Annotated in this window: 19 protein-coding genes; 8 read left to right on the top strand and 11 right to left on the bottom strand. The window is 29.6% G+C overall.

Translation table 11 applies throughout. The annotated features are described in order from the left end of the window. Nucleotides 1-26: 26 nt before the first annotated feature. The 3 genes from B8978_RS07300 to B8978_RS07290 are packed head-to-tail and all read right to left on the bottom strand — an operon-like array spanning nt 27 to nt 1,847. On the bottom strand, nt 27-620 hold the full coding sequence (locus B8978_RS07300; protein ID WP_423236708.1) for a TetR/AcrR family transcriptional regulator: 594 nt from the start codon (nt 618-620) through the stop codon (nt 27-29). A 35-nt stretch (nt 621-655) separates the two neighbouring features. Then, entirely contained in the window at nt 656-1,174 is a 519-nt protein-coding gene (locus tag B8978_RS07295; protein ID WP_084114980.1) for an HD domain-containing protein, read from the bottom strand. Continuing rightward, nucleotides 1,119-1,847, bottom strand: a complete 729-nt coding sequence (locus B8978_RS07290) for a putative ABC transporter permease (RefSeq protein WP_084114979.1) — start codon at nt 1,845-1,847, stop codon at nt 1,119-1,121. Before B8978_RS07290 ends, B8978_RS07295 begins: the two co-directional genes overlap by 56 nt. 218 nt (nt 1,848-2,065) lie before the next feature. On the opposite strand from B8978_RS07290, the gene B8978_RS07285 reads away from it, so the two are divergent. Beyond that, nucleotides 2,066-3,988 (top strand): ArnT family glycosyltransferase, encoded by a 1,923-nt coding sequence (locus B8978_RS07285; RefSeq protein ID WP_084114978.1) that lies wholly within the window; start codon nt 2,066-2,068, stop codon nt 3,986-3,988. 27 nt (nt 3,989-4,015) lie between these two features. Here the strand turns inward: B8978_RS07285 and B8978_RS07280 are convergent, their stop codons facing one another. From B8978_RS07280 to B8978_RS07265, 4 genes are all read right to left on the bottom strand, one after another. After that, entirely contained in the window at nt 4,016-4,990 is a 975-nt protein-coding gene (locus B8978_RS07280; RefSeq protein WP_341435447.1) for a pectinesterase family protein, read from the bottom strand. A gap of 106 nt (nt 4,991-5,096) precedes the next feature. Next, the gene (gene kduD, locus B8978_RS07275) at nt 5,097-5,879 is read right to left on the bottom strand and encodes a 2-dehydro-3-deoxy-D-gluconate 5-dehydrogenase KduD (RefSeq protein ID WP_084114977.1); all 783 of its coding nucleotides are present in this window, start codon (nt 5,877-5,879) and stop codon (nt 5,097-5,099) included. A 19-nt stretch (nt 5,880-5,898) separates the two neighbouring features. Continuing rightward, a complete protein-coding gene (gene kduI / locus B8978_RS07270) occupies nt 5,899-6,729 on the bottom strand; it encodes a 5-dehydro-4-deoxy-D-glucuronate isomerase (RefSeq protein WP_084114976.1) in 831 nt (276 codons plus the stop codon). 111 nt (nt 6,730-6,840) lie between these two features. Further along, entirely contained in the window at nt 6,841-7,830 is a 990-nt protein-coding gene (locus B8978_RS07265) for a LacI family DNA-binding transcriptional regulator (protein ID WP_084114975.1), read from the bottom strand. Nucleotides 7,831-8,098: 268 nt separating this feature from the next. Here B8978_RS07265 and B8978_RS07260 point away from each other — a divergent pair, with 268 nt between their 5' ends. The 5 genes from B8978_RS07260 to B8978_RS07240 all read left to right on the top strand — a co-directional run bounded on the left by B8978_RS07260 (nt 8,099) and on the right by B8978_RS07240 (nt 13,975). Beyond that, nucleotides 8,099-9,184 (top strand): glycoside hydrolase family 88/105 protein, encoded by a 1,086-nt coding sequence (locus B8978_RS07260; RefSeq protein WP_084114974.1) that lies wholly within the window; start codon nt 8,099-8,101, stop codon nt 9,182-9,184. Nucleotides 9,185-9,251: 67 nt separating this feature from the next. Further along, nucleotides 9,252-10,052, top strand: coding sequence for a polysaccharide deacetylase family protein (locus tag B8978_RS07255; protein WP_139795994.1), 801 nt, complete (start codon nt 9,252-9,254; stop codon nt 10,050-10,052). Nucleotides 10,053-10,097: 45 nt separating this feature from the next. After that, entirely contained in the window at nt 10,098-11,636 is a 1,539-nt protein-coding gene (locus B8978_RS07250) for an MFS transporter (RefSeq protein ID WP_084114973.1), read from the top strand. A gap of 106 nt (nt 11,637-11,742) precedes the next feature. Next, complete coding sequence (locus B8978_RS07245; protein WP_084114972.1) at nt 11,743-12,384, top strand: lactate utilization protein; 642 nt, start codon at nt 11,743-11,745, stop codon at nt 12,382-12,384. A 25-nt stretch (nt 12,385-12,409) separates the two neighbouring features. Next, nucleotides 12,410-13,975, top strand: coding sequence for a glycoside hydrolase family 28 protein (locus B8978_RS07240; protein WP_084114971.1), 1,566 nt, complete (start codon nt 12,410-12,412; stop codon nt 13,973-13,975). A 24-nt stretch (nt 13,976-13,999) separates the two neighbouring features. On the opposite strand, the gene B8978_RS07235 is transcribed toward B8978_RS07240, so the two are convergent. After that, nucleotides 14,000-14,797: a DUF1189 domain-containing protein gene (locus B8978_RS07235; RefSeq protein ID WP_084114970.1), complete on the bottom strand. Its 798-nt coding sequence runs from the start codon at nt 14,795-14,797 to the stop codon at nt 14,000-14,002. Nucleotides 14,798-15,095: 298 nt separating this feature from the next. On the opposite strand from B8978_RS07235, the gene B8978_RS07230 reads away from it, so the two are divergent. Beyond that, complete coding sequence (locus B8978_RS07230; protein ID WP_341435446.1) at nt 15,096-15,278, top strand: DUF1540 domain-containing protein; 183 nt, start codon at nt 15,096-15,098, stop codon at nt 15,276-15,278. 59 nt (nt 15,279-15,337) lie between these two features. On the opposite strand, the gene B8978_RS07225 is transcribed toward B8978_RS07230, so the two are convergent. From B8978_RS07225 to B8978_RS07215, 3 genes are all read right to left on the bottom strand, one after another. After that, a complete protein-coding gene (locus tag B8978_RS07225; RefSeq protein WP_084114968.1) occupies nt 15,338-15,505 on the bottom strand; it encodes an aspartyl-phosphate phosphatase Spo0E family protein in 168 nt (55 codons plus the stop codon). A 103-nt stretch (nt 15,506-15,608) separates the two neighbouring features. Beyond that, nucleotides 15,609-17,513: an endonuclease MutS2 gene (locus B8978_RS07220; RefSeq protein ID WP_176212634.1), complete on the bottom strand. Its 1,905-nt coding sequence runs from the start codon at nt 17,511-17,513 to the stop codon at nt 15,609-15,611. Between the two features lie 473 nt (nt 17,514-17,986). Beyond that, nucleotides 17,987-18,835 carry a LysR family transcriptional regulator gene (locus B8978_RS07215; protein WP_084114966.1) on the bottom strand — a complete coding sequence of 283 codons (849 nt, stop codon included), beginning with the start codon at nt 18,833-18,835 and terminating at the stop codon, nt 17,987-17,989. A gap of 187 nt (nt 18,836-19,022) precedes the next feature. On the opposite strand from B8978_RS07215, the gene B8978_RS07210 reads away from it, so the two are divergent. Then, entirely contained in the window at nt 19,023-19,598 is a 576-nt protein-coding gene (locus B8978_RS07210) for a flavodoxin family protein (RefSeq protein WP_084114965.1), read from the top strand. Nucleotides 19,599-19,678 lie beyond the last annotated feature (80 nt).

Raw genomic sequence — 19,678 nt, 5'->3', positions numbered from 1 at the left:
CTAAATTCTTGGTTTAGAATTTAAGCTTAGCTAAATACTGCTCGTAATACACCTAATGATTCCGCAATATCTTTTTTTTCGCTATCAGCTAAAATCACCTGTACAGACGTCCCAAATAAAGTGCCTAATATCATTCTGGAAAGTGCCGATGAAGAATATTCTTTAAATTTTTCTTTATAATGATCAGTATTTATAACATATTTTTCTATTAAAAAGGTTAGCTTATTAAAAAGATCATTAAGAAGATCTTTTAAATATGTTGACCAAAGAGCCATGCTGGTCATATCATAAAAAATTTTGAACAATTCAGGATTTTTATTTAACATTTGCTGAAAATACTTTATTAAACTTGAAATTTTTTCACTTTTTGATTTTCCATTCTTTAAAGTATCCTCAATTTCATTCAAATATTTTAGTGATAACATTTTTACTACTTCTGTAAATAAACCTTCTTTATTTTTATAATAATAATTTAATTGACTTAACACTACCCCAGCCTCATCTGCGATATCTCTTAGAGAAACATTAGCATAACCTTTTGTTGCTATACATTTAAATGCTGAATTGAGTATCTTTTCAGATTGGCTCATATTTATTGATTGATTGTTCACGTGTTTCACCTTTCTCTCCCATCCGATTTTATATATATTTGCACTTAAAAGATATTACTCATGAGCTCATAAATATTAGCTTTATTTGCAAGCCTAACACTCTCTAAAAAAGCACAATATTTATCTACAAATACAATTATAAAAGTTTCTTTATATTTAGGCAATTTTATAGTTAGTGGCCACATATGCTTAACTATAATATCTTTTTCCACATCATTTAGTTTAAAAAGTTTATTCGCATTTTTTAATGCAACATAAGGATGTGTAAACCCATGTAATCCGTCATTAGTTTTTGTTGTATGCCAGTCGTATAAAAAAAAATCATGGAGCAAACCTCCTCGTGCCGCTGAACGATAGTCAAAATTTAGTCGTCTACAAATTGAATAACTAATATATGATACGTAAATGCTATGTTCCATACAAGTTATATTATTATGTTGTATAAATCTGTCCATAGAACGTACGGTTTCATTTTTAGTCAAATCACTAATACACTTTTTATATTCGTCATAAGTTTTGGAATCTATTTTTAAGTTCAGTTTTGATTTTGTAAAACCTCTCATTTAAAATTCTCCTTACATCACGATTAATAATACCACTATTCAAAATTAACAGCCGTGGAAATGCATAAAAAAAGCGATTATATTTAATTATCTTTTCACAATATTTATTTACTGAGAAGTTTGAGTAATTCATAATAACTTTCCTTAAATCTAAAGTACTAATTACGGATTTTGCTGTATCCCCTATAAAATACAATAAAATAAATATTTCCATATAAGTTTTTATTGATGTAGGTATTGAGAAAATAACCTGTGAAATTACTGGATGTATAGTATGTACTAGCATAAATGCCAGGATCCCCCAAAGCAATGAATATTTGATACAGATATATCCATTGCAATTCCACATATTATCGCTGTAATCCCACCATTTGCAATTAAAAATTTTTTCTAAAAAAAATCCTGTTATATATTCCAATATGGTAACCAAGAAAATTGAAAAAAGTACGCTTATTGTTAAATACATAAAATAGTTTGTACAAATTGTATTAGTCCATTCTGAACATCTAATAACTAAAACAGCACCAAATCCATAAATGGGGCAAAAAGGTCCTGTAAGAAAACCTCTATTGATTATTTTCTTTTCATTTATGCTTGCAAAAATTGTTTCTATTATCCATCCTAGAAAAGAATATATTGTAAAAAACAATATTAAATCATAATTATTCATCATAATTATTCCTGCCCTCCGTTTTATTATATTTACAAACTAATTATCCATCCAATATAATTCGGACGTTTGTATTAATTGAAATATTAACATATGTCTCTTCCATAGTCAACATATTACTATGTTTACATAATATTTATAAAATGAACACATCCTTGACACTACTAATACATATCATTTAATTAAATATTATTTTGAAATTTAGGAAGGAGCAATATTTAATGGGCAAATTTTTTAAAATAAAAATAGAAACTCTAATATTGAGCATTATATTAATATTGTCTGGAATATTAAATTTTGCAAATTTAGGCATAGAAGGTTATGCAAATACATATTATTCAGCAGGCGTAAAGAGTATGCTGCTAAACTTTAAGAATTTCTTTTTTTTATCCTCTGATCCTTCTGGTTTTGTAAGTATTGATAAACCTCCTGTAGGTTTTTGGTTTCAAGCTGTCAGTGCAAAAATATTTGGTTTTAGCGGCTGGAGTGTAATATTACCTGAGGCCTTAGCAGGTGTTATTTCTGTGTGGCTTGTATATTATATAGTTAAAAGATCTTTTGGTCCTATTAGCGGACTAATTTCAGCATTATGTCTTGCGGTAACACCTATATTTGTAGCATCAAGCCGTAATAATACCATTGATAATGTATTAGTTTTGTTTATGCTTCTTGCATGCTTAGCTTTATCAATAGCTGCTGAAAAAGGAAATTTTAAATTTCTTATTTTGAGTTTAGTTTTTCTTGGTATAGGATTTAATGTTAAAATGGTGGAAGCTTATATGGTGGCTCCAGCTTTATACGTGACTTATCTTATATCTTCTTCGTTAAATATTAAAAAGAAAATGTTACATCTCATTTTAGGTTCATTTATTCTTTTAGCTGTGTCTCTATCTTGGGCATTCGTTGTCGATAATGTCCCAGCTAGCAATAGACCCTTTGTTGGGAGTAGTACAAACAATTCAGTTTTAGAACTCATAATTGGTCATAATGGACTAGAGAGAGTTGGGCTAAGCGGAAAATTTGGTGCCCAAAAAAAGAGTAACAATAATTTAAATAGAATTAAACCCAATAAAAAATTATCAAGCAGCACTCAATTTAAAAGAAGCGCTAACTCCCAAGCTAGCATAACAAGATTATTTCATTACAACAATTTATCAGATCAAATATCTTGGTTTTTGCCACTTGCCATATTAGGCTTTATAGCTGCCATAATAGAAGAATACTTTAAAAAGTCCCCTGACCTTAGGAAAAAATTGTCTTTATCACTTTGGTTTATATGGATGCTCACTGAGTTTATATATTTTAGTTTCTCGAAAAATGTAATCCATACATATTACTTGACTACTATGGCACCTTCTATCTCAGCTTTAGTTGGAATTGGGATAATGTCAATGTGGAGATTTTACAAAAAAGGTGGGTGGTTTAAATTTTTATTACCAATTTCTCTTATAATAAACGGTTTAATTGAAATGCTTATATTGTCTACTAATTACAATAAATCAGCTGGTTATAAAGTCACTCTTATAGTAACTGGAATTTTTTGTATAGGAGCATCCTTGACATTAATGCTATTTACTATAAAAAGAAATAGCACTATTGCTATATTAACAAGTATTGCATTTACAGGAATTTTAATTGCACCAACCATTTGGTCTTCTACTACTATTTTTTATAAAATGAATGGTAGCAGTCCTTCAGCTGGTTTAGAGATTGTAACAAAAAAGAAAAGTCAGTCTTATATACCTACCTTAGGCAGTGACAAAAAGCTGATTCAATTTTTACAAAAAAACAGACATGGTGGAAAATATCTGGTTGCTGTTCCTTCAGCTACAAGTTATGCATCAGATTTAATTTTAAAAACCGGTGAACCTATAATGACACTTGGAGGTTACAGTGGTTCTGATAAAATTATTAATTTAGATACATTTAAAAAATTAGTTTCTAATGGTGATATTAAATATGCATTAGTAAATAAAAATGATAAAATGCATGGTTCTAATTCTAACAGCAAAATAACGAATTGGATTAAAACTACTGGAAAACTTGTTCCAAATAGAAAGTGGCAAACTATTTCACATAAAAATGTGAAAAATGAAACAAATTCTTATGCTTTATATGATATAACACCAATTCATTTGAATTAGTGTTATATGCCCTATTGTAAAAATTCATTAAATTTTATGTGGATTCCAATTATCATTACCAGAAAGAATATTTGAAATAGAATATTCTTCTGCTTCTTCCTTATTTAAAATTCTTAACCAGCTAACTCTCTTATCCATTAATGCTCCAGGACCATAGCTGTTATACTCTACATAATCGACTAATTTTTCAGCATCTTTCTTATTCCAATTATGAATGCCTTCTTGAATAATATGCTCTCCCATATAGCAGTTCAAGAAGGCAGTTTTCGCATAATCTCTCCAAGGTCTTCCTAGATAAACAGTACTCGGTGCCGAATTACTTTCAAACTTACACTCTATAAAAACATACCCAAATTTATTTTCTCGTGGGGTTGATGCTGCTGTAATAAAACCATTAACTTTCATATTTCTGTTATTTGAAAAAATTTCACATTTATTAAATACAGCAGTAGCTGATCCAAAAATGAAATCTATATCCCCTCTTATATAACAATTTTCATAATATTGTCTAACATTTCTTCTTGGTTTTCCTTCTTTAGGGCCTCCAAAAGTATTCCCTTCTATTGGCTTTGGTGGTAGTGGTCCTGTAAACAAAGTATCTTGGCATCCTAAAAATTCACAATTTTTGAAGCTTGCCCTATCACCGTCCACATAGGCTGCTACTGCTTGCCCTACTATGCTTCCATCTCCAGCAGAATTTTCAAAACTTATATTTTCAGCAATAAAATCATCACCATCTATAAATACGGTATAAGAATTAAACGTTCTCATTTTTTCACCACTAGGTAATAACACATTTGCTGAATCATTAAAAGTTATTATTGTGTTTTTTACGTCTTCACCAATTAAACTTATAAATGATTTTGTAATATTTATTTTTTCTTTGTAACTACCTGGCTTAATATTTATAATAACTCTTTGCTTATTTTTTTCCGGTATGCTATCAATTGCATTTTGAATAGTTCTGAAATCTCCATTTCCATATTTAGATACTGTAATCATAAATTTCACCCCTTATCTTTAAATGAAAGATAAAGCTGCCTCAAAATAAGAATATTGAGGCAGCTCCATATCTATTAAATGTTTTAAATTGAATTTTTTTGCTTTATTATCTGACTAGCCATCCACCATCAACTGCTAATACATGTCCATTTATATAATCAGAAGCTTTTCCTGCTAAGAATACTACAGTTCCCATTATATCGTATGGATTTCCCCATCTTGCTGCAGGTATTCTTGATAAAATTTCTTCACTTCTCTTTTTGTCTTTTAAAATAGGTGCAGTATTGTTCGTAGTAATATAACCTGGAGCTATTGCATTAATTTGTATATTCTTATCAGCAAGTTCATTTGCAAAAGCTTTAGTTATACCTACAACGCCATGTTTTGATGCAGTGTAAGGCGGTACAAATTTTCCACCTTGAAAAGACAACATGGAAGCTACGTTTATTATTTTTCCACCACCTTGTTTTACCATTACCTTTGCTACTTTTTGACTTAAATAATAAACTGCATTTAAATTAATATTTATTACGTCTTCCCAATCTTCTTCTTTATATTCAAGAATTGGCGCTCTTCTTATTGTCCCGGCATTATTTACAAGTATGTCTATTTTCCCATAATTTTCAATACACTTATCCACTACCTCTTGTATATTTTCTTTAATAGACAAATCTGTTTTAATAAATTCTACTCTTCTTCCTTCGTTTTCAATAAGTTTTTTTGTCTCATCAAAATTATCATTATGTGTTACTATAAAAAGATCCGCGCCTGCTTTTGCAAGTGCCAAGGCATAACCCTGACCAAGTCCTGTATTCCCCCCAGTTACTATTGCAACTTTACTTTTTAATGAAAAAAAATCCATTGAAAAATCTTCTATTGAAAAATCCATCTTGATAACACTCCCCTAGTTATTTTAAATTTTTAGTAAGTATTTCATCCATATCAGTAAATGTTTTATTTTCACCAACCATACCCCAAATAAATGTATAATTTTTTGTTCCTACACCTGAGTGTATTGACCAACTTGGAGATATTACAGCTTGCTCATTTTTCATTACTATATGTCTTGTCTCATCTGGAGCTCCCATAAGATGAAAAACAACATTGTCTTCATCCATATTGAAATATAAGTAAACTTCCATTCTTCTATCATGGGTGTGACATGGCATGGTGTTCCATATGCTTCCTGGTTCCAAAATAGTCATACCCATAGCAAGTTGGCAACTTTCACAAACTGCTGGATGAACATATTGATTTATTGTTCTTTTATTACATTCTTCATCACTTCCACAATGAACCTTATTAGCTTTTTCAAGACTAATTTTAACGGTTGGATAAGTTTTATGTGCTGTAGCGCTATTTATATAAAACTTAGCTGGATGTTTTTCATCTGCACTTTCAAAAGCTATTTTTTTAACTCCCATACCAACATAAATACCATCCTTTGAAGCAAGCTCATATCTCTTACCATCTAAAGTTATTGCACCTGCACCACCTATATTAATAACTCCAAGTTCTCTTCTCTCAAGAAAATATTCGCAAGCAAGCTCCTTGCTACCTTCTAAATAAAGTGTTTTTTTAGTAGGTACTACTCCTCCAAAAATAATTCTGTCTATATGGCTGTATATTAAGCTAATTTCACCTTCAACAAAAACATTTTCCACCATAAATTTTTTTCTCAATTCTTCTGTATCATATTTCTTTACATCATCTAAATGACTTGCATATCTAATATCCATATATGTCCCTCCTAGTTAATTCTCTATAAACTCATAAAATTGCTTTCGTTAACGTTAACATATTATGACCTTATTATACATTTGTATTTTTCCATAGTCAAGCTAACATTGCTATTTTTCCCCACAGGATTTTCTTATTACAATGTTAGGTTCAAGTATGATATTATTAATCTCTTTTACCTTACCCTCTATGTTATAAATTAACATTTGTGCAGCTATTAACCCAATTTTTTTATTGTTTTGATCAACAGTTGTTAGAGGTAGTGTAAGCATTGATGATTGTTCAATGTTATCGTACCCAGCAATACCAAGATCCTCTGGCAGCTTTATATTATTTTCATAACAATATTTTATTACCCCCATAGCAACAGTATCATTTATAGCAAAAATACTATCCACTCCTTTTTTAACAAGTTTTTCGGCCATTAAAAAACCTTCTTCAAAAGTAGAATTACTATGAACAACTATATCTTTATTATATTTAATTGTATTTTTTTCAAGTACATCCTTGTACGCTTTAAATCTATTATTAGACGCAGTGGATTCCTTATCCCCTAGTATTACACCTATATTTTTATAACCTTGCTTCACCATATGCTCAATAATTTTTGTACCACCAATGTAATTATCACTTGAAACAAAATTTACATTTAGTCCATCAGCAAAATTATCTGCCATAACCATAGGAATTTGTTTTACAATATCTTCATAGTCCCCTTTCTTAGGTTTTACAGGTAAAATTATTATTCCATCAACTCTCCCTTCAGAAAGAAAATTTAAATATTTATTTTCATTAATTTTTTTTCTATCACTATTACATAATATAAGACCGTAATCTTTACTTTCAAGATATGAACTTACCCCCTTACTTATGTTTGCATAATATTGATTTGCTATATCAGGTATAATAAGACCTATCATTTTAGTTTTTTTAGTGATTAAAGTTTTTGCCGCTGCATTTGGTTTATATTTCAATTCTTCACAAGCTTTTAAAATTTTCTCTTTTGTAGCGTCTGCTACCTCCCCACTGTTATTTAATGCTCTTGAAACTGTCATTACCGAAACATTACAATATTTTGCTATATCCTTAATGTTAGTCATTTAATCGCCCCTTGCCATAAAAAGTTATAAACTATGTTTTTATTTCATACACTGTATTGATAAAAAAATTATATCATATAGAGTCTCTCTTTTGTAGCTGTAGAAACTTTATTTATAAGTCCGTTGTAAGTAATTCTATATTTACGTAAATTTGTATTTTATATATTGACAATGGTAAATTAGAATGATAACATGAATTTATGTTAACGTTAACATTGTTTTTAATGCAAATATTTAAATTACCAAATATGTTTTAAGAGGTGTTTTTATGAAAATTTATTCAAAATGGATGGCTGATTCTATCATAAGTAAAAAAATAGATTTGCTAGATAACTGGAGATATGAATATGGTCTTACTTTAGATGGCATAGCTGAAGTGTTTAAGATGACAAAAGATAAGAAATATTTGGACTTTGTCATTAACAACATGGATCATTTCATATCTGAAGATGGAACTATCAAAGGTTATAATTTAGAAGAATACAATATAGATCATTTAAATAACGGAAAAATATTGTTGACGTTATTTAAAGAAACTGGAAATAAGAAATATAAAAAGGCTTTAGATATTTTGAGAAACCAACTTAACACTCATCCACGAACTAAAGAAAACGTTTTTTGGCATAAAAAAATATACCCTAATCAAATATGGTTAGACGGTTTGTACATGGGTTCAACTTTTTATGCTAAGTATATAAAAGAATTTGGAAATGCTAATGAATTTTATGATGTAACTCATCAATTTGTAATATGTGAAAAAAATTTAAAGGATGAAAAAACTGGACTTCTTTACCACGCCTTTGATGAATCTAAAACTCAGAACTGGGCTAATAAAGAAACTGGACTATCATCTCATTTTTGGGGAAGATCTATGGGATGGTTTGTAATGGCTCTAGTTGATACCCTTGAAGTTCTTCCTGAAACTAACACTGATAAACCAAAACTTATTATCACATTAAACAATTGTGTGCAAGCTTTACTTAAAGTTCAAGATAAAGAAAGTCACGTATGGTATCAAGTTTTAGATGAAGGCAGCCGAAAAGGCAACTACTTAGAAGCTTCAGGTTCATCTATGATAGTTTACGCCCTACTTAAAGGTGTTAAAAATGGTTACCTTCCTTTAGATTTAAAAGAAACTGCTAAAGAGGCTTACGGTGGACTTGTGGATGAATTCATATTAGAAACAAAAGATGGTTTTATAAATTTAAATAAAATTTGTTATGTTGCTGGTCTTGGGGGAAAAGATAATCGTGATGGTAGTTTCGCTTATTATATAAGTGAACCAATAGTTAGTAATGAACCAAAAGGCCTTGGACCATTTTTGCTAGCATCCTCTCAATATGAATTATTATAAATTTTATTTATATTTGCAATTTCAGAAAACGTTTTTATTTTAAATATTATACAGGGGGTCATAAAAATTGGCTACTATTTTAAAATGTTTCCCATTCGGAAAATTTAAAACATTAACTATGAGTTATGATGATGGAAAAAAGTATGACAAAAGATTAGTTGGCATTTTTAATAAGTATGGAATAAAAGGCACTTTTCATTTAAATTCAGGACTTCTTGGACTTGATATACATCTCAAAAAGGATGAAATTAAAGACTTGTACCGTGGTCATGAAGTTTCAGCCCATACTTTAACTCACCCTACAATAGCTAGATGTCCCAGTGAACAGATAATAAAAGAGATACTTAGCGACAGAAAAAACCTTGAGGATATTGTAGGCTATACAGTACGAGGTCTTTCTTATCCAAATGGCTCCTATAATGCTGAAATTAAAAGTATGCTAAAGTATCTAGGCATTGAATATTCAAGAATTGTTGGAAATAAAGACAATTTCGAATTACCTAGTGATTTTTATGAATGGAAAGCTACCTGTCACCACAATCACAATTTAATGGAAAATGCTAAAAGCTTTGTTGAACTTCATAAAAAACAATATTTATATCTCATGTATGTTTGGGGCCATAGCTATGAGTTCGATAAGGACAACAATTGGAGTCTTATCGAAAATTTCTGCAATTATGTCTCTAATAAAGAGGATATTTGGTATGCAACAAATATAGAAATAGTTGATTATATTAATTTGCTTAATAACTTGAAGTTTTCAGCAAACAGCACATTTGTTCATAATCCATCTGCGAAATCAGCTTGGCTTAGCGTTAACAATGAAATAATTGAAGTCAAAGGTGGCTCTACAACAAAATTTCTTTAGCCTTAAAAAATATAAATATATTTAATTATTAAGGGGGATTAAATTATGTCAGAAAAAATAAAATTAAGAAATATATTTGGTTATGCAAGTATAAACTTTCTAGGAAGTGGAGCACAGGGACTAATATCCGCATGGCTTATGTTTTTTTACACAAGCGTATGTGGAATAAGCGCTGTAAAGGCAGGCTTTATATTTGGAGCCGTCAGACTTATAGATGCATTAGGTAATCCTATTTTAGGATTTATAAGTGATGCAGTTGGGCAAACAAAATTTGGTAAGAAATATGGAAGAAGAAAGCCTTTTATCGCTGTAGGAATAATTGGCGTAGCACTTGTGTTTCCTTCTTTATGGATAGCAGAAAAATCTTTTGCTTATTATTTAATTGTTAACTTTATATATGAAATATCCTATACATTAATTTTTGTGCCAGGAACTACCCTTCCAGCTGAAATGACACAGAATGCGGCTGAAAAAGCAAAATTAATTGGTGGTAAACAATACTGTGGTACTATATCAGGCATTATAACTGGATTTTTAACTGCATATATATTTTCAACGTACGGTAAAACTTCAGCTAAATCATTTTGGTATATTGGTCTTATCTACGGAATAATAACCACAATTTTCTTAATTTTCTTTATATTAAATGTATATGAAAGGGATCCTAAGGACATTGTTTATGAAGATGCTGCAGGTTCATTTGTTGAAGTGTTTAAGAAACTAGGAACAGACATATTTTCAAGTATGCGAAATAGAGCCTTTAGACTTCATACTATAATGTGGTTTTTGGGAAGTGTATTTAAGCAACTATCCGGTGGAGTATTTACTTATTTTGCAGTATTTGTTGTATTGGTATCAACCGTTACTGTATCAAGTATAAACAGTACCTCATCAATAATTTCATGTGTTGCTTTGTTTGTGTATATTTTGTTAGCATATAAATTTGGAGGACCAAAGACTTATAAAATTGGATCAGCTATTGTTTTTGTAGGATCTGCTGGTTATCTATTACTTGCTCTTATTGGACATTCATCAATAACAGTAGCTTTATTTGTAATCTTTGCGATAATTAACATTATAGGTAAAACATCAATTGATTATGTTCCTACTTACCAGATGGGCTTCATTGCAGATATAGATGAAGCAATAACAGGTAAGAGAAGAGAAGGCGTATATAACGGTGTCAATGGTTTATTTGGAAAGGTAGCTTCAGCCATAGAACCAATTGTACTTGGAATAGTTTTAGGAGTTTTTGGTTTTAAAAGCGGAAAAAATGTTCACGTGCAGCCACATGGTGCAGTTATTGGAATATGTGTAGTTGCAATTGTTGTTCCAGTTGTATTACTTTTAATAACTTGGGTTGCAGCTTCTAGATTTAAACTTACAAAAGAAACTCATAAATTATTAGTAGATGAAGTAAATAGAGTTCATGCTGGAGGATCAAAAGCAGATGTAACTCCAGAAGCAAAAGCAGCAATAGAAGAATTGACTGGATGGAAGTATGAGCAGTGTTTTGGAAATAATAATGTATCCTACAAAAACAACAAGTCAGGTCATATTCAAGCAAAACCTAAAACAATTTAGATAGAGGATTTATAACCATCTTACGCATTTCATAAAATATATAAAGACCATGTGTCAATTTAACACGTGGTCCTGATTGATACTTAAATTTGGGAGGCAAATTTTAATGGATGAAATAAAAAAATGGCAAAATATATGTAAAGCAAAAAAAATAGTTGAAACTCTAAATAAAAAACATTTCAAAGCATCTTATGCAGATACTCTTGAAGATGCAAAAAGCGCCCTACTTTCTATGATAACAGAAGGTTCAAGTGTAGCAATTGGAGGCTCTGATACTTTAAATCAAATGGGAATTGTGGACATTTTAAGAAATGGGAATTATAATTTTTTTGATAGATATCAGAAACTTCCCTTTAATCCAGACATAGTTGAAATACACAGAAAATCTCTTACTGCAGATTATCTGATTACAGGAACTAATGCCATTACTAAAAATGGAGAACTTGTAAACACTGATTGCACTGGTAACAGAGTGGCACCTATGATTTTTGGTCCTAGAAATGTAATAATCGTGGCCGGTGTAAATAAAATAGTTGATAACATTGATTCTGCTTTTAAGAGAATACGTGACATAGCCCCTATGAATTCAAAGAGAATAAAACATGAAACTCCTTGTGTAGAAACAGGATACTGTGTTGATTGTGATTGCAAAAAAAGAATATGTAATTTTACAACAATTATTCATAATGGAATAAAATTTGAAGGAAGAATTAAAATCATAATAATAGCTGATGAAATTGGATACTAAACTTGAAAGTGAGTGATGAATAATTATGAAAATGAATTTAGTTTCAATAACCTCTTCAACTGCATCATTTGAAATAGAAAACGATGAATGCTTTTACCTAAAAAATGAAGCAATAATATATTTAGATAATAAAGAAACTTTTACAACTACACAAAATGTATTTACTATAAATAATTTAAAACCTGAAACAAATTACTCTGTTTTTATTGAAGATAAACTTTCTACTGATAGATCTCCTATTCTTAATATCAACACAAAGTTTGAATATGCTTTTGTAAATGTATTAGATTTTGGTGCCATAGGCGATGGTAAAAATATAGATACAGCATTTTTGCAAGCCGCCATTACATGTTGTCCTAACTTTGGAAGAGTTATAATACCAGAAGGAATCTATCTTACAGGTCCATTATTTCTCAAAAGTAATATAACGATTGAATTAAAAAAAGGAGCAGTACTTCTAGGTTTAAAAGAAAGAGAGTTTTATCCTATGCTTAATGGCACAATTAAATGTGCGGATAAGGATTTCTATCTTAGCTCCTGGGAAGGAAATGAAGCAGATTCCTTTGCAAGTTTAATTACAGGTATTTCTGTAGAGAATGTAAATATAATTGGTAGCGGTATTTTAGATGGTAATGCTGATTTCAATAATTGGTGGCTTAACCCAAAAGAAAAAAGAATTGCATGGCGTCCCCGAACTGTATTCTTAAATTCTTGTAAAAATATATTACTAGAAGGAATAACTATAAAAAATTCTCCTTCTTGGACCATACATCCTCTAATGTGTGAACATTTGAAATTTATAAATATAAATATAGAAAACCCTTTTGATGCACCTAATACAGATGCTCTAGACCCTGAATCTTCAAAAGACGTACTTATTTTGGGAGACACTTTTTCTGTTGGTGATGACTGCATCGCAATAAAATCAGGGAAAATAGATATAAGCAAAAAAAATCCGGTTTCATCAGAAAATATCTATATTAGAAATTGTAATATGAAATCTGGTCATGGTGCCGTTGTAATTGGAAGTGAAATGTCTTCTGGTGTTAAATCTATATTTATAGAAAAATGTACATTTAATACTACAGATAGAGGCCTTAGAATAAAAACAAGACGAGGACGTGGTTCAAAAGGTATCATAGATGATATTCATATAAAAAACGTAAAGATGGATAAGGTTTCAACCCCTTTTGCTATTAATTCATTTTATTTTTGCGACGCAGATGGTAAAACAAAATATGTATGGGACAAAGAAATTTTACCTATAGATGAAGGAACTCCTTATATAGGTAAAATCTATATAAAAAATATAATTTCCACAAACACTAAAGTCTGTGCTGCCTTTATGTACGGCCTTCCCGAGAGAAAGATTGAAAAAGTTGAAATGAAAGATATATCTATAGAATTTGATGAAGCTGCAGAAAAAGGTTATGCTGACATGATGAGTTTTCTAGAACCTATGAGGCGCAATGGTATGTATTTTAACAATGTAAAATACCTATCTCTTGATAATATAGAAATTAAGAAGGCTCTAACTGATAAAATAACAAAATTAAATATAGATCAATATTCCGGTGAAGTTTTTGCATAAATATTTTAGATAAAAGAGGCTTATTCAGCCTCTTTCTTTAGAATTTTTTAAACGGTACAAAGCAAAACAAACATAGGCAAAAGCTATAATGTGATATACTAGCCAATAATAACTAAAATGATTAATATTGAAAATTTTAAAAATCATATCAATTATAAATGGAGTCGTTAATGCATATATACTTAGGCTATACAACTTTCCATATGTTAAATTAGTTTTAAAACCACCATTAACTATTAGCGCAAATAATGCTAAAAATAGAGCACTTAAAAGTCCACCAATAAAATACCAGAGCATCCTTCCAATAAAAATAAATGGAATAACAATTTTTATGAAGGGTAAATATTCATTTATCAACTTTTTATCAATAGTTATACCATTAAAGGATTTAAAATTTGTAACTTGAGTTTGTGTTGCATTCTTTTTTTCAATAATTTTATCCTTTAATATTAAAATACCTTGGTTATAAGAATCTAAGATATCAGGATTTGTTTGGTTAGTTGTGTCTACTATAACATAATTATTATTATCCTTTGATAAAACCATGGGCATATTACCTTCAACACTTAATTCTCCATTTTTAATTTGAAAATTTGGACATTTATTATTATATACTTGTATAAATTTTGATATTTCATTGTTAACATCTACAGCACTTCTTATGGAAGCAATTGCTCCTACAAGTAACGACATTAATAACAAATATATTATTGCTTTTCCACCGGTTTCTTTTAAAATATACTCATAATGCTTTATCCCTTCTACACTTCCTATTAATTTATCCCAAAAATTTAGTTTTTCTTTTTTTACATTGCCTTCCATAAAACGCCTCCTAAAAATATAAATCTAAACCAAGTTATATATATTCAATATTTTTATAATAATTCCTCTTTTACATTCTAATAGCTTATTTATATTTGTCCTACACTATTTTTGCATAATATCTATTTTGATATGCCATACTAACCTATGTAAAACATAAACAGAGTTCTAAGTTTCAGGTGGAGTTTTTTCCATCTGAAACTTAGAACTCGCTATCCAAAGATACGTAGCAGCCGTTATCTCCCACTTTGAAGAAGATGGGATTGTTACGGATGCTAGTCATCGGATAAATTAATATATGAAAGAAGGTTTTCTTATTATGAATTCACCTAAAATGGAAGTTAAATGCAGTGTTGATTGTTGTAACTATTGGCAAGATAATTGTTGCAATGCCAATTCTTTAGAGGTTAACCCAATGAAAAATACTTCTCCTCACACTAGTGATGACACCTGTTGCAAGACATTCAAACCCTCTAAATAAAAAAATCAAACACAAAGGACACCCTTTTATGGATGTCCTCTTTTGATTAATACAATGAATTAAATTTTTCTACTTATTAAATCATTGTATTCATTTAATAGCTTGTCTAATTTTTGACTTAACGCTACTAAATCTGGATCAGTTAATAACGGTTTTTTATTCATTAACTGATGCATCAATTGTCTTAGTTCTTCAATCTTGTCGATTATTTCATCCAAAGTTGTCATAATATCCCTCCCTTCACTAAAAACATTAGCAAATTTGAGGAATATTTGGTATATTTTCTAGAAACAACAAAAAAACGTTCATTTCTGAACGTTTTTTGTATAGCTACTGATGTTTGTTTTTCCTATTTTCTTTAGTCTCAAAAATAATATCGAAATCATAATCTTCAGGATATAATTCATTACTTGATATATAAAGAGTAAGTCTTTTTTTATTTATTTTAAGCTTTTTCTTCATTACCATTACACCATATTCGCCTTTAGAATTTTCAGTTTCGCATATTATGCCCGTTCTATCCATAAAACTTATATAAACACAATCAGCTAGCTTAAATTTAGGTTTTAATTTTTGTTTCTCTCCTATAGCATTTTTTTGTTCAGCTTTTTTTAATTTTTCAATTTGCTTATGGTGTGAATCTATAATCTTATTAGATTTGTTTGTTTCCTCTACTTCCCATTTATATTTAGAATAATCCTTCTTTTCTTTATAAGTTATTTCATGCGCCCTTTCAATAATACTGTTAGCCATTCCAAGCCTTAAAGCAATCAAAAACGCATTGCTTTCACCGGCCTCCCCTATATTTAATTTATAAAGTGGTTTCAACGTCTCAATATCAAATCCCATGGATCCGTTTATAAAGCCAGGAGTATTTTTAGCAAAGTCCTTTATTTCATTATAGTGTGTTGTAGATAATATTACGGAACCTTTATTATAGATTTCCTCAAGGACAGATACTGCTATACCCATACCTTCTCCTGGATCTGTTCCTGATCCAATCTCGTCCATAATAACTAAGGTGTTTTTATCTGCACAATTTAAAATATTAACTATATTTTTTATGTGAGATGAAAATGTGCTTAAGCTTTGCTCTATACTCTGCCCATCTCCTATATCAACTAATATATCTGCAAAAACACCAATTTCACTATTTTCTCCAACAGGTATATGAATTCCCGATTGTGCCATCATTGTGAGAAGTCCCACAGTTTTTAATGCTACTGTTTTTCCTCCTGTATTTGGGCCTGTTATAATTAATGCCCTGTAGTTCTTCCCAACTGAAAAATCCAAAGGGACTGCTGTTTTACCAATAAGAGGATGTTTTCCATTTTTAATATCTATATATTTTTTATCATTTAGAATCACACTTCTTCCATCTATAGCCTTGCTATACTTTCCTTTTGCAAATAGAAAATCGTATTCTACCATTACCTCAATATTAATGGCTAATTCTACATGTACACTTTCAACCATATTAGTTAACGTGGATAATATTATATATACTTCTTTCTCTTCTTCTATCCTACATATGCTAAGTTCATTCTGTAATTTTTTAACTTCTTCTGGTTCAATAAAAGTTGTAGACCCACTACTTGATTTATCTTGTACGTCTCCACTAATATTTTTTTTATATTCGCTTTTTACAGGAATAACATATCTTCCATTTCGCTGACTGACAATAGCATCTTGAATATAGTCTTTATATTTTTCACTTTTTAGCATATTATCAAGTTTGTGTTTGGTTTTTTCTTCTAAAACCCCTATCTTTTTTCTTATCTTAAAAAGCTTTGAACTAGCTCTATCCGAAACCCTCCCAAATTCAATACATCTTTCAATTTCATCTCTTAAATCATTGAGTTCATTAATGGATTGTGCATAGTTACTTATTGTAGGCGCAACACTTTCTTTATCCTTCATAAACGTCTTTAATTTTTTAGTATCCTTTAAAAGTATTGCAATAATATCTAAATCCTCTGGCAATAGTACAGAACCTTTATTAATCTTTTGTTCTACCTTCTTAATTCCATTTAAGCTGTGGATTGGAATACTTGAAGTTATATTAACTATATTTCTTGCTTCCGTAGTTTCATTCATATATCTTTCAATAAGTTTAATATCAACATATGGTTCTAGTTTTTCAATTCTTTCCTTGCCTGAGTCCGATATAGCATAACTTTTTAATATATTTTTTATTTTGTCATATTCTAATAATTCAACAGTTTTATCATTCAATTCTAATTCCTCCATCTACACTTATTGTTTTTTTATAAATTTAATTGCTACCTGTAACACAATAGACATCCTCATTCCTCCTAATTTTTTAGTCTTACATGTATAATCACAAAAAATAAAAAGCTATAAGTGAACACAGTTTCACTTATAGCTTTAAATCCAATCAATATGCCTAAAATCACCATGTAATTACTACATAGTATTTTTAGGTAAAAAAATACCGTGCATTTGCACGGCTATCATCTTGTTAATGAAAAGGATTGTTTATCCGTGTTCTTATCTAAGTAATAAGTCCTTAAATTTCAATCACAAAATAACCTACGTTAATGCAGGCTTTCTTAGATTTTCAAAGACTTACATATTTAATTGCTTAGTTAAGAACAACCTCACTCATAAAAATCTCCCTTTACATATAAAAAATATATATTTATTATATCATTTATAATCCCTCATATCAATTCAATATATACAATTTAAGATAAAAGTGATAAATAGGAATGTGTATATTCTTTTTTTAATACAGCAGAAATGACTCTATGAATTGGAAATTTTTTAATTTCAAGAGCTATTATTGCTGGATTATTAATAGTATCAATTACCATCTTAGGAAGAATTGTAATGCCAAAATCTTGTTCAACATAATTGATAAGTGATTCAGTTAGCTCAAGTTCAAGTATAATATTTGGTGTAACGTTCATAAAACTGCAGTGTTGACGAATTTTAGCTCTTATTGGACATGGATCTTTGTATAAAATTAATTTTTCTTTAGCAACAGTAACAAAGTCAATATCTTTCATTTCAGATAACTTATTTGAACTTTTCATAACTACGTAAAAAGGCTCAACGAGTAATGGAATTGTAACAAGCTCTGGTTTTTGTAATGCATCCGATATAAAAACCAAATTAAAAAAATCATTTTCTAAACTATCAACTAATTGTGCATTTGTATCCATCGCCTCAATAAAAACTTCATACTGCATTTTTTTAAACTTATCTACATATTTAGGTAAAAAATATGTTATTAAATTTTGTAAACCGCCAATTCTAATGCTATTGCCTTCACCAAAAGACTCAATTTCATTTATAGTTTCCTCTAGCATTTTTATAATTGCACCAGAACGTTCATAGAAATATCTTCCTGATGGTGTCAATTTTATTCCAGTAGGTGTTCTTAACAGTAATGAACATTTTAAAGATTTTTCTAGTAATGCTAATTGTTTTGTTAATGCTGGTTGAGAAACATATAAGTGTTGTGCAGCTTTATTTAAACTCCCATATTCAACTATTGACGTGAAATATTTCATTTGATCAATACTAATCATTTTAATCCTCCATATAACTTATAGTTATATCGTATATATTTTATTTATATTATTCAAATAAAGACATATGCAATATAATAAAAACATGTTGTACAGCATATAAGCTTATTTTATCAGAAAAAATAGTGATTTAAAACAAAAACAATTATTTATTAAATCAAATTAGAAATTTAGGAGGAGTATATAAATGAAAGTTATAGGTATCAATGGTAGCGCTCGAAAGGATGGAAACACTTCTATTATTATAAATCAAATATTTAAAGAGCTAAATAACAATGGAATAGAAACTGAATTAATTCAATTATCTGGTGAAAATATCCAAGGATGCATAGGTTGTGGCGGATGTTTTAAAAATAAAGACAACAAGTGTGTTTTTAAAAATGATATTGTAAATGAATGCATAAAAAAAATGTCTGAAGCTGATGGTATTATTTTAGGTTCTCCAGTATACTTTGCTGATGTAACATCAAATATGAAAGCATTGCTTGAAAGAATTGGTATGGTTTCAGGTGCCAACGGTGACCTTATAAAGCATAAAATTGGCACTTCTGTAGTAGCAGTTCGTAGAGGAGCAGCTACACGTGCCTTTGATACTATGAATTATTTCTTACATTGTACTCAAATGTACCTAGTTGGTGCAAGCTATTGGAACATGGTATACGGAAAAGAAATTGGTGAAGTAACAAATGATGTTGAAGGTATGGAAAACATGAAATCCATTGGAGAAAACATGACTTGGATATTGAATAAGTTAACCGTATAAAATTCTTTTCTAGTTTTCTTAATACTATGGTTTATAGGTGCATTAAAACATCCACCTATAAACCACAAATTGTAATTTTT

Source organism: Clostridium acidisoli DSM 12555 (genome assembly GCF_900176305.1).
Taxonomy (GTDB): domain Bacteria; phylum Bacillota; class Clostridia; order Clostridiales; family Clostridiaceae; genus Clostridium_I; species Clostridium_I acidisoli.
Note: the sequence above shows the minus strand (reverse complement) of the source record. Positions and strands in the feature narration are given on the sequence as shown.

Bases quoted from the DNA above. Each gene is read 5' to 3' on its own strand.
- B8978_RS07295 (WP_084114980.1), bottom strand. From the start codon at position 1,174: ATGAGAGGTTTTACAAAATCAAAACTGAACTTAAAAATAGATTCCAAA.
- B8978_RS07290 (WP_084114979.1), bottom strand. From the start codon at position 1,847: ATGATGAATAATTATGATTTAATATTGTTTTTTACAATATATTCTTTT.
- B8978_RS07285 (WP_084114978.1), top strand. From the start codon at position 2,066: ATGGGCAAATTTTTTAAAATAAAAATAGAAACTCTAATATTGAGCATT.
- B8978_RS07280 (WP_341435447.1), bottom strand. From the start codon at position 4,990: ATGATTACAGTATCTAAATATGGAAATGGAGATTTCAGAACTATTCAA.
- kduD (WP_084114977.1), bottom strand. From the start codon at position 5,879: ATGGATTTTTCAATAGAAGATTTTTCAATGGATTTTTTTTCATTAAAA.
- kduI (WP_084114976.1), bottom strand. From the start codon at position 6,729: ATGGATATTAGATATGCAAGTCATTTAGATGATGTAAAGAAATATGAT.
- B8978_RS07265 (WP_084114975.1), bottom strand. From the start codon at position 7,830: ATGACTAACATTAAGGATATAGCAAAATATTGTAATGTTTCGGTAATG.
- B8978_RS07260 (WP_084114974.1), top strand. From the start codon at position 8,099: ATGAAAATTTATTCAAAATGGATGGCTGATTCTATCATAAGTAAAAAA.
- B8978_RS07250 (WP_084114973.1), top strand. From the start codon at position 10,098: ATGTCAGAAAAAATAAAATTAAGAAATATATTTGGTTATGCAAGTATA.
- B8978_RS07245 (WP_084114972.1), top strand. From the start codon at position 11,743: ATGGATGAAATAAAAAAATGGCAAAATATATGTAAAGCAAAAAAAATA.
- B8978_RS07240 (WP_084114971.1), top strand. From the start codon at position 12,410: ATGAAAATGAATTTAGTTTCAATAACCTCTTCAACTGCATCATTTGAA.
- B8978_RS07235 (WP_084114970.1), bottom strand. From the start codon at position 14,797: ATGGAAGGCAATGTAAAAAAAGAAAAACTAAATTTTTGGGATAAATTA.
- B8978_RS07230 (WP_341435446.1), top strand. From the start codon at position 15,096: ATGAAAGAAGGTTTTCTTATTATGAATTCACCTAAAATGGAAGTTAAA.
- B8978_RS07225 (WP_084114968.1), bottom strand. From the start codon at position 15,505: ATGACAACTTTGGATGAAATAATCGACAAGATTGAAGAACTAAGACAA.
- B8978_RS07215 (WP_084114966.1), bottom strand. From the start codon at position 18,835: ATGATTAGTATTGATCAAATGAAATATTTCACGTCAATAGTTGAATAT.
- B8978_RS07210 (WP_084114965.1), top strand. From the start codon at position 19,023: ATGAAAGTTATAGGTATCAATGGTAGCGCTCGAAAGGATGGAAACACT.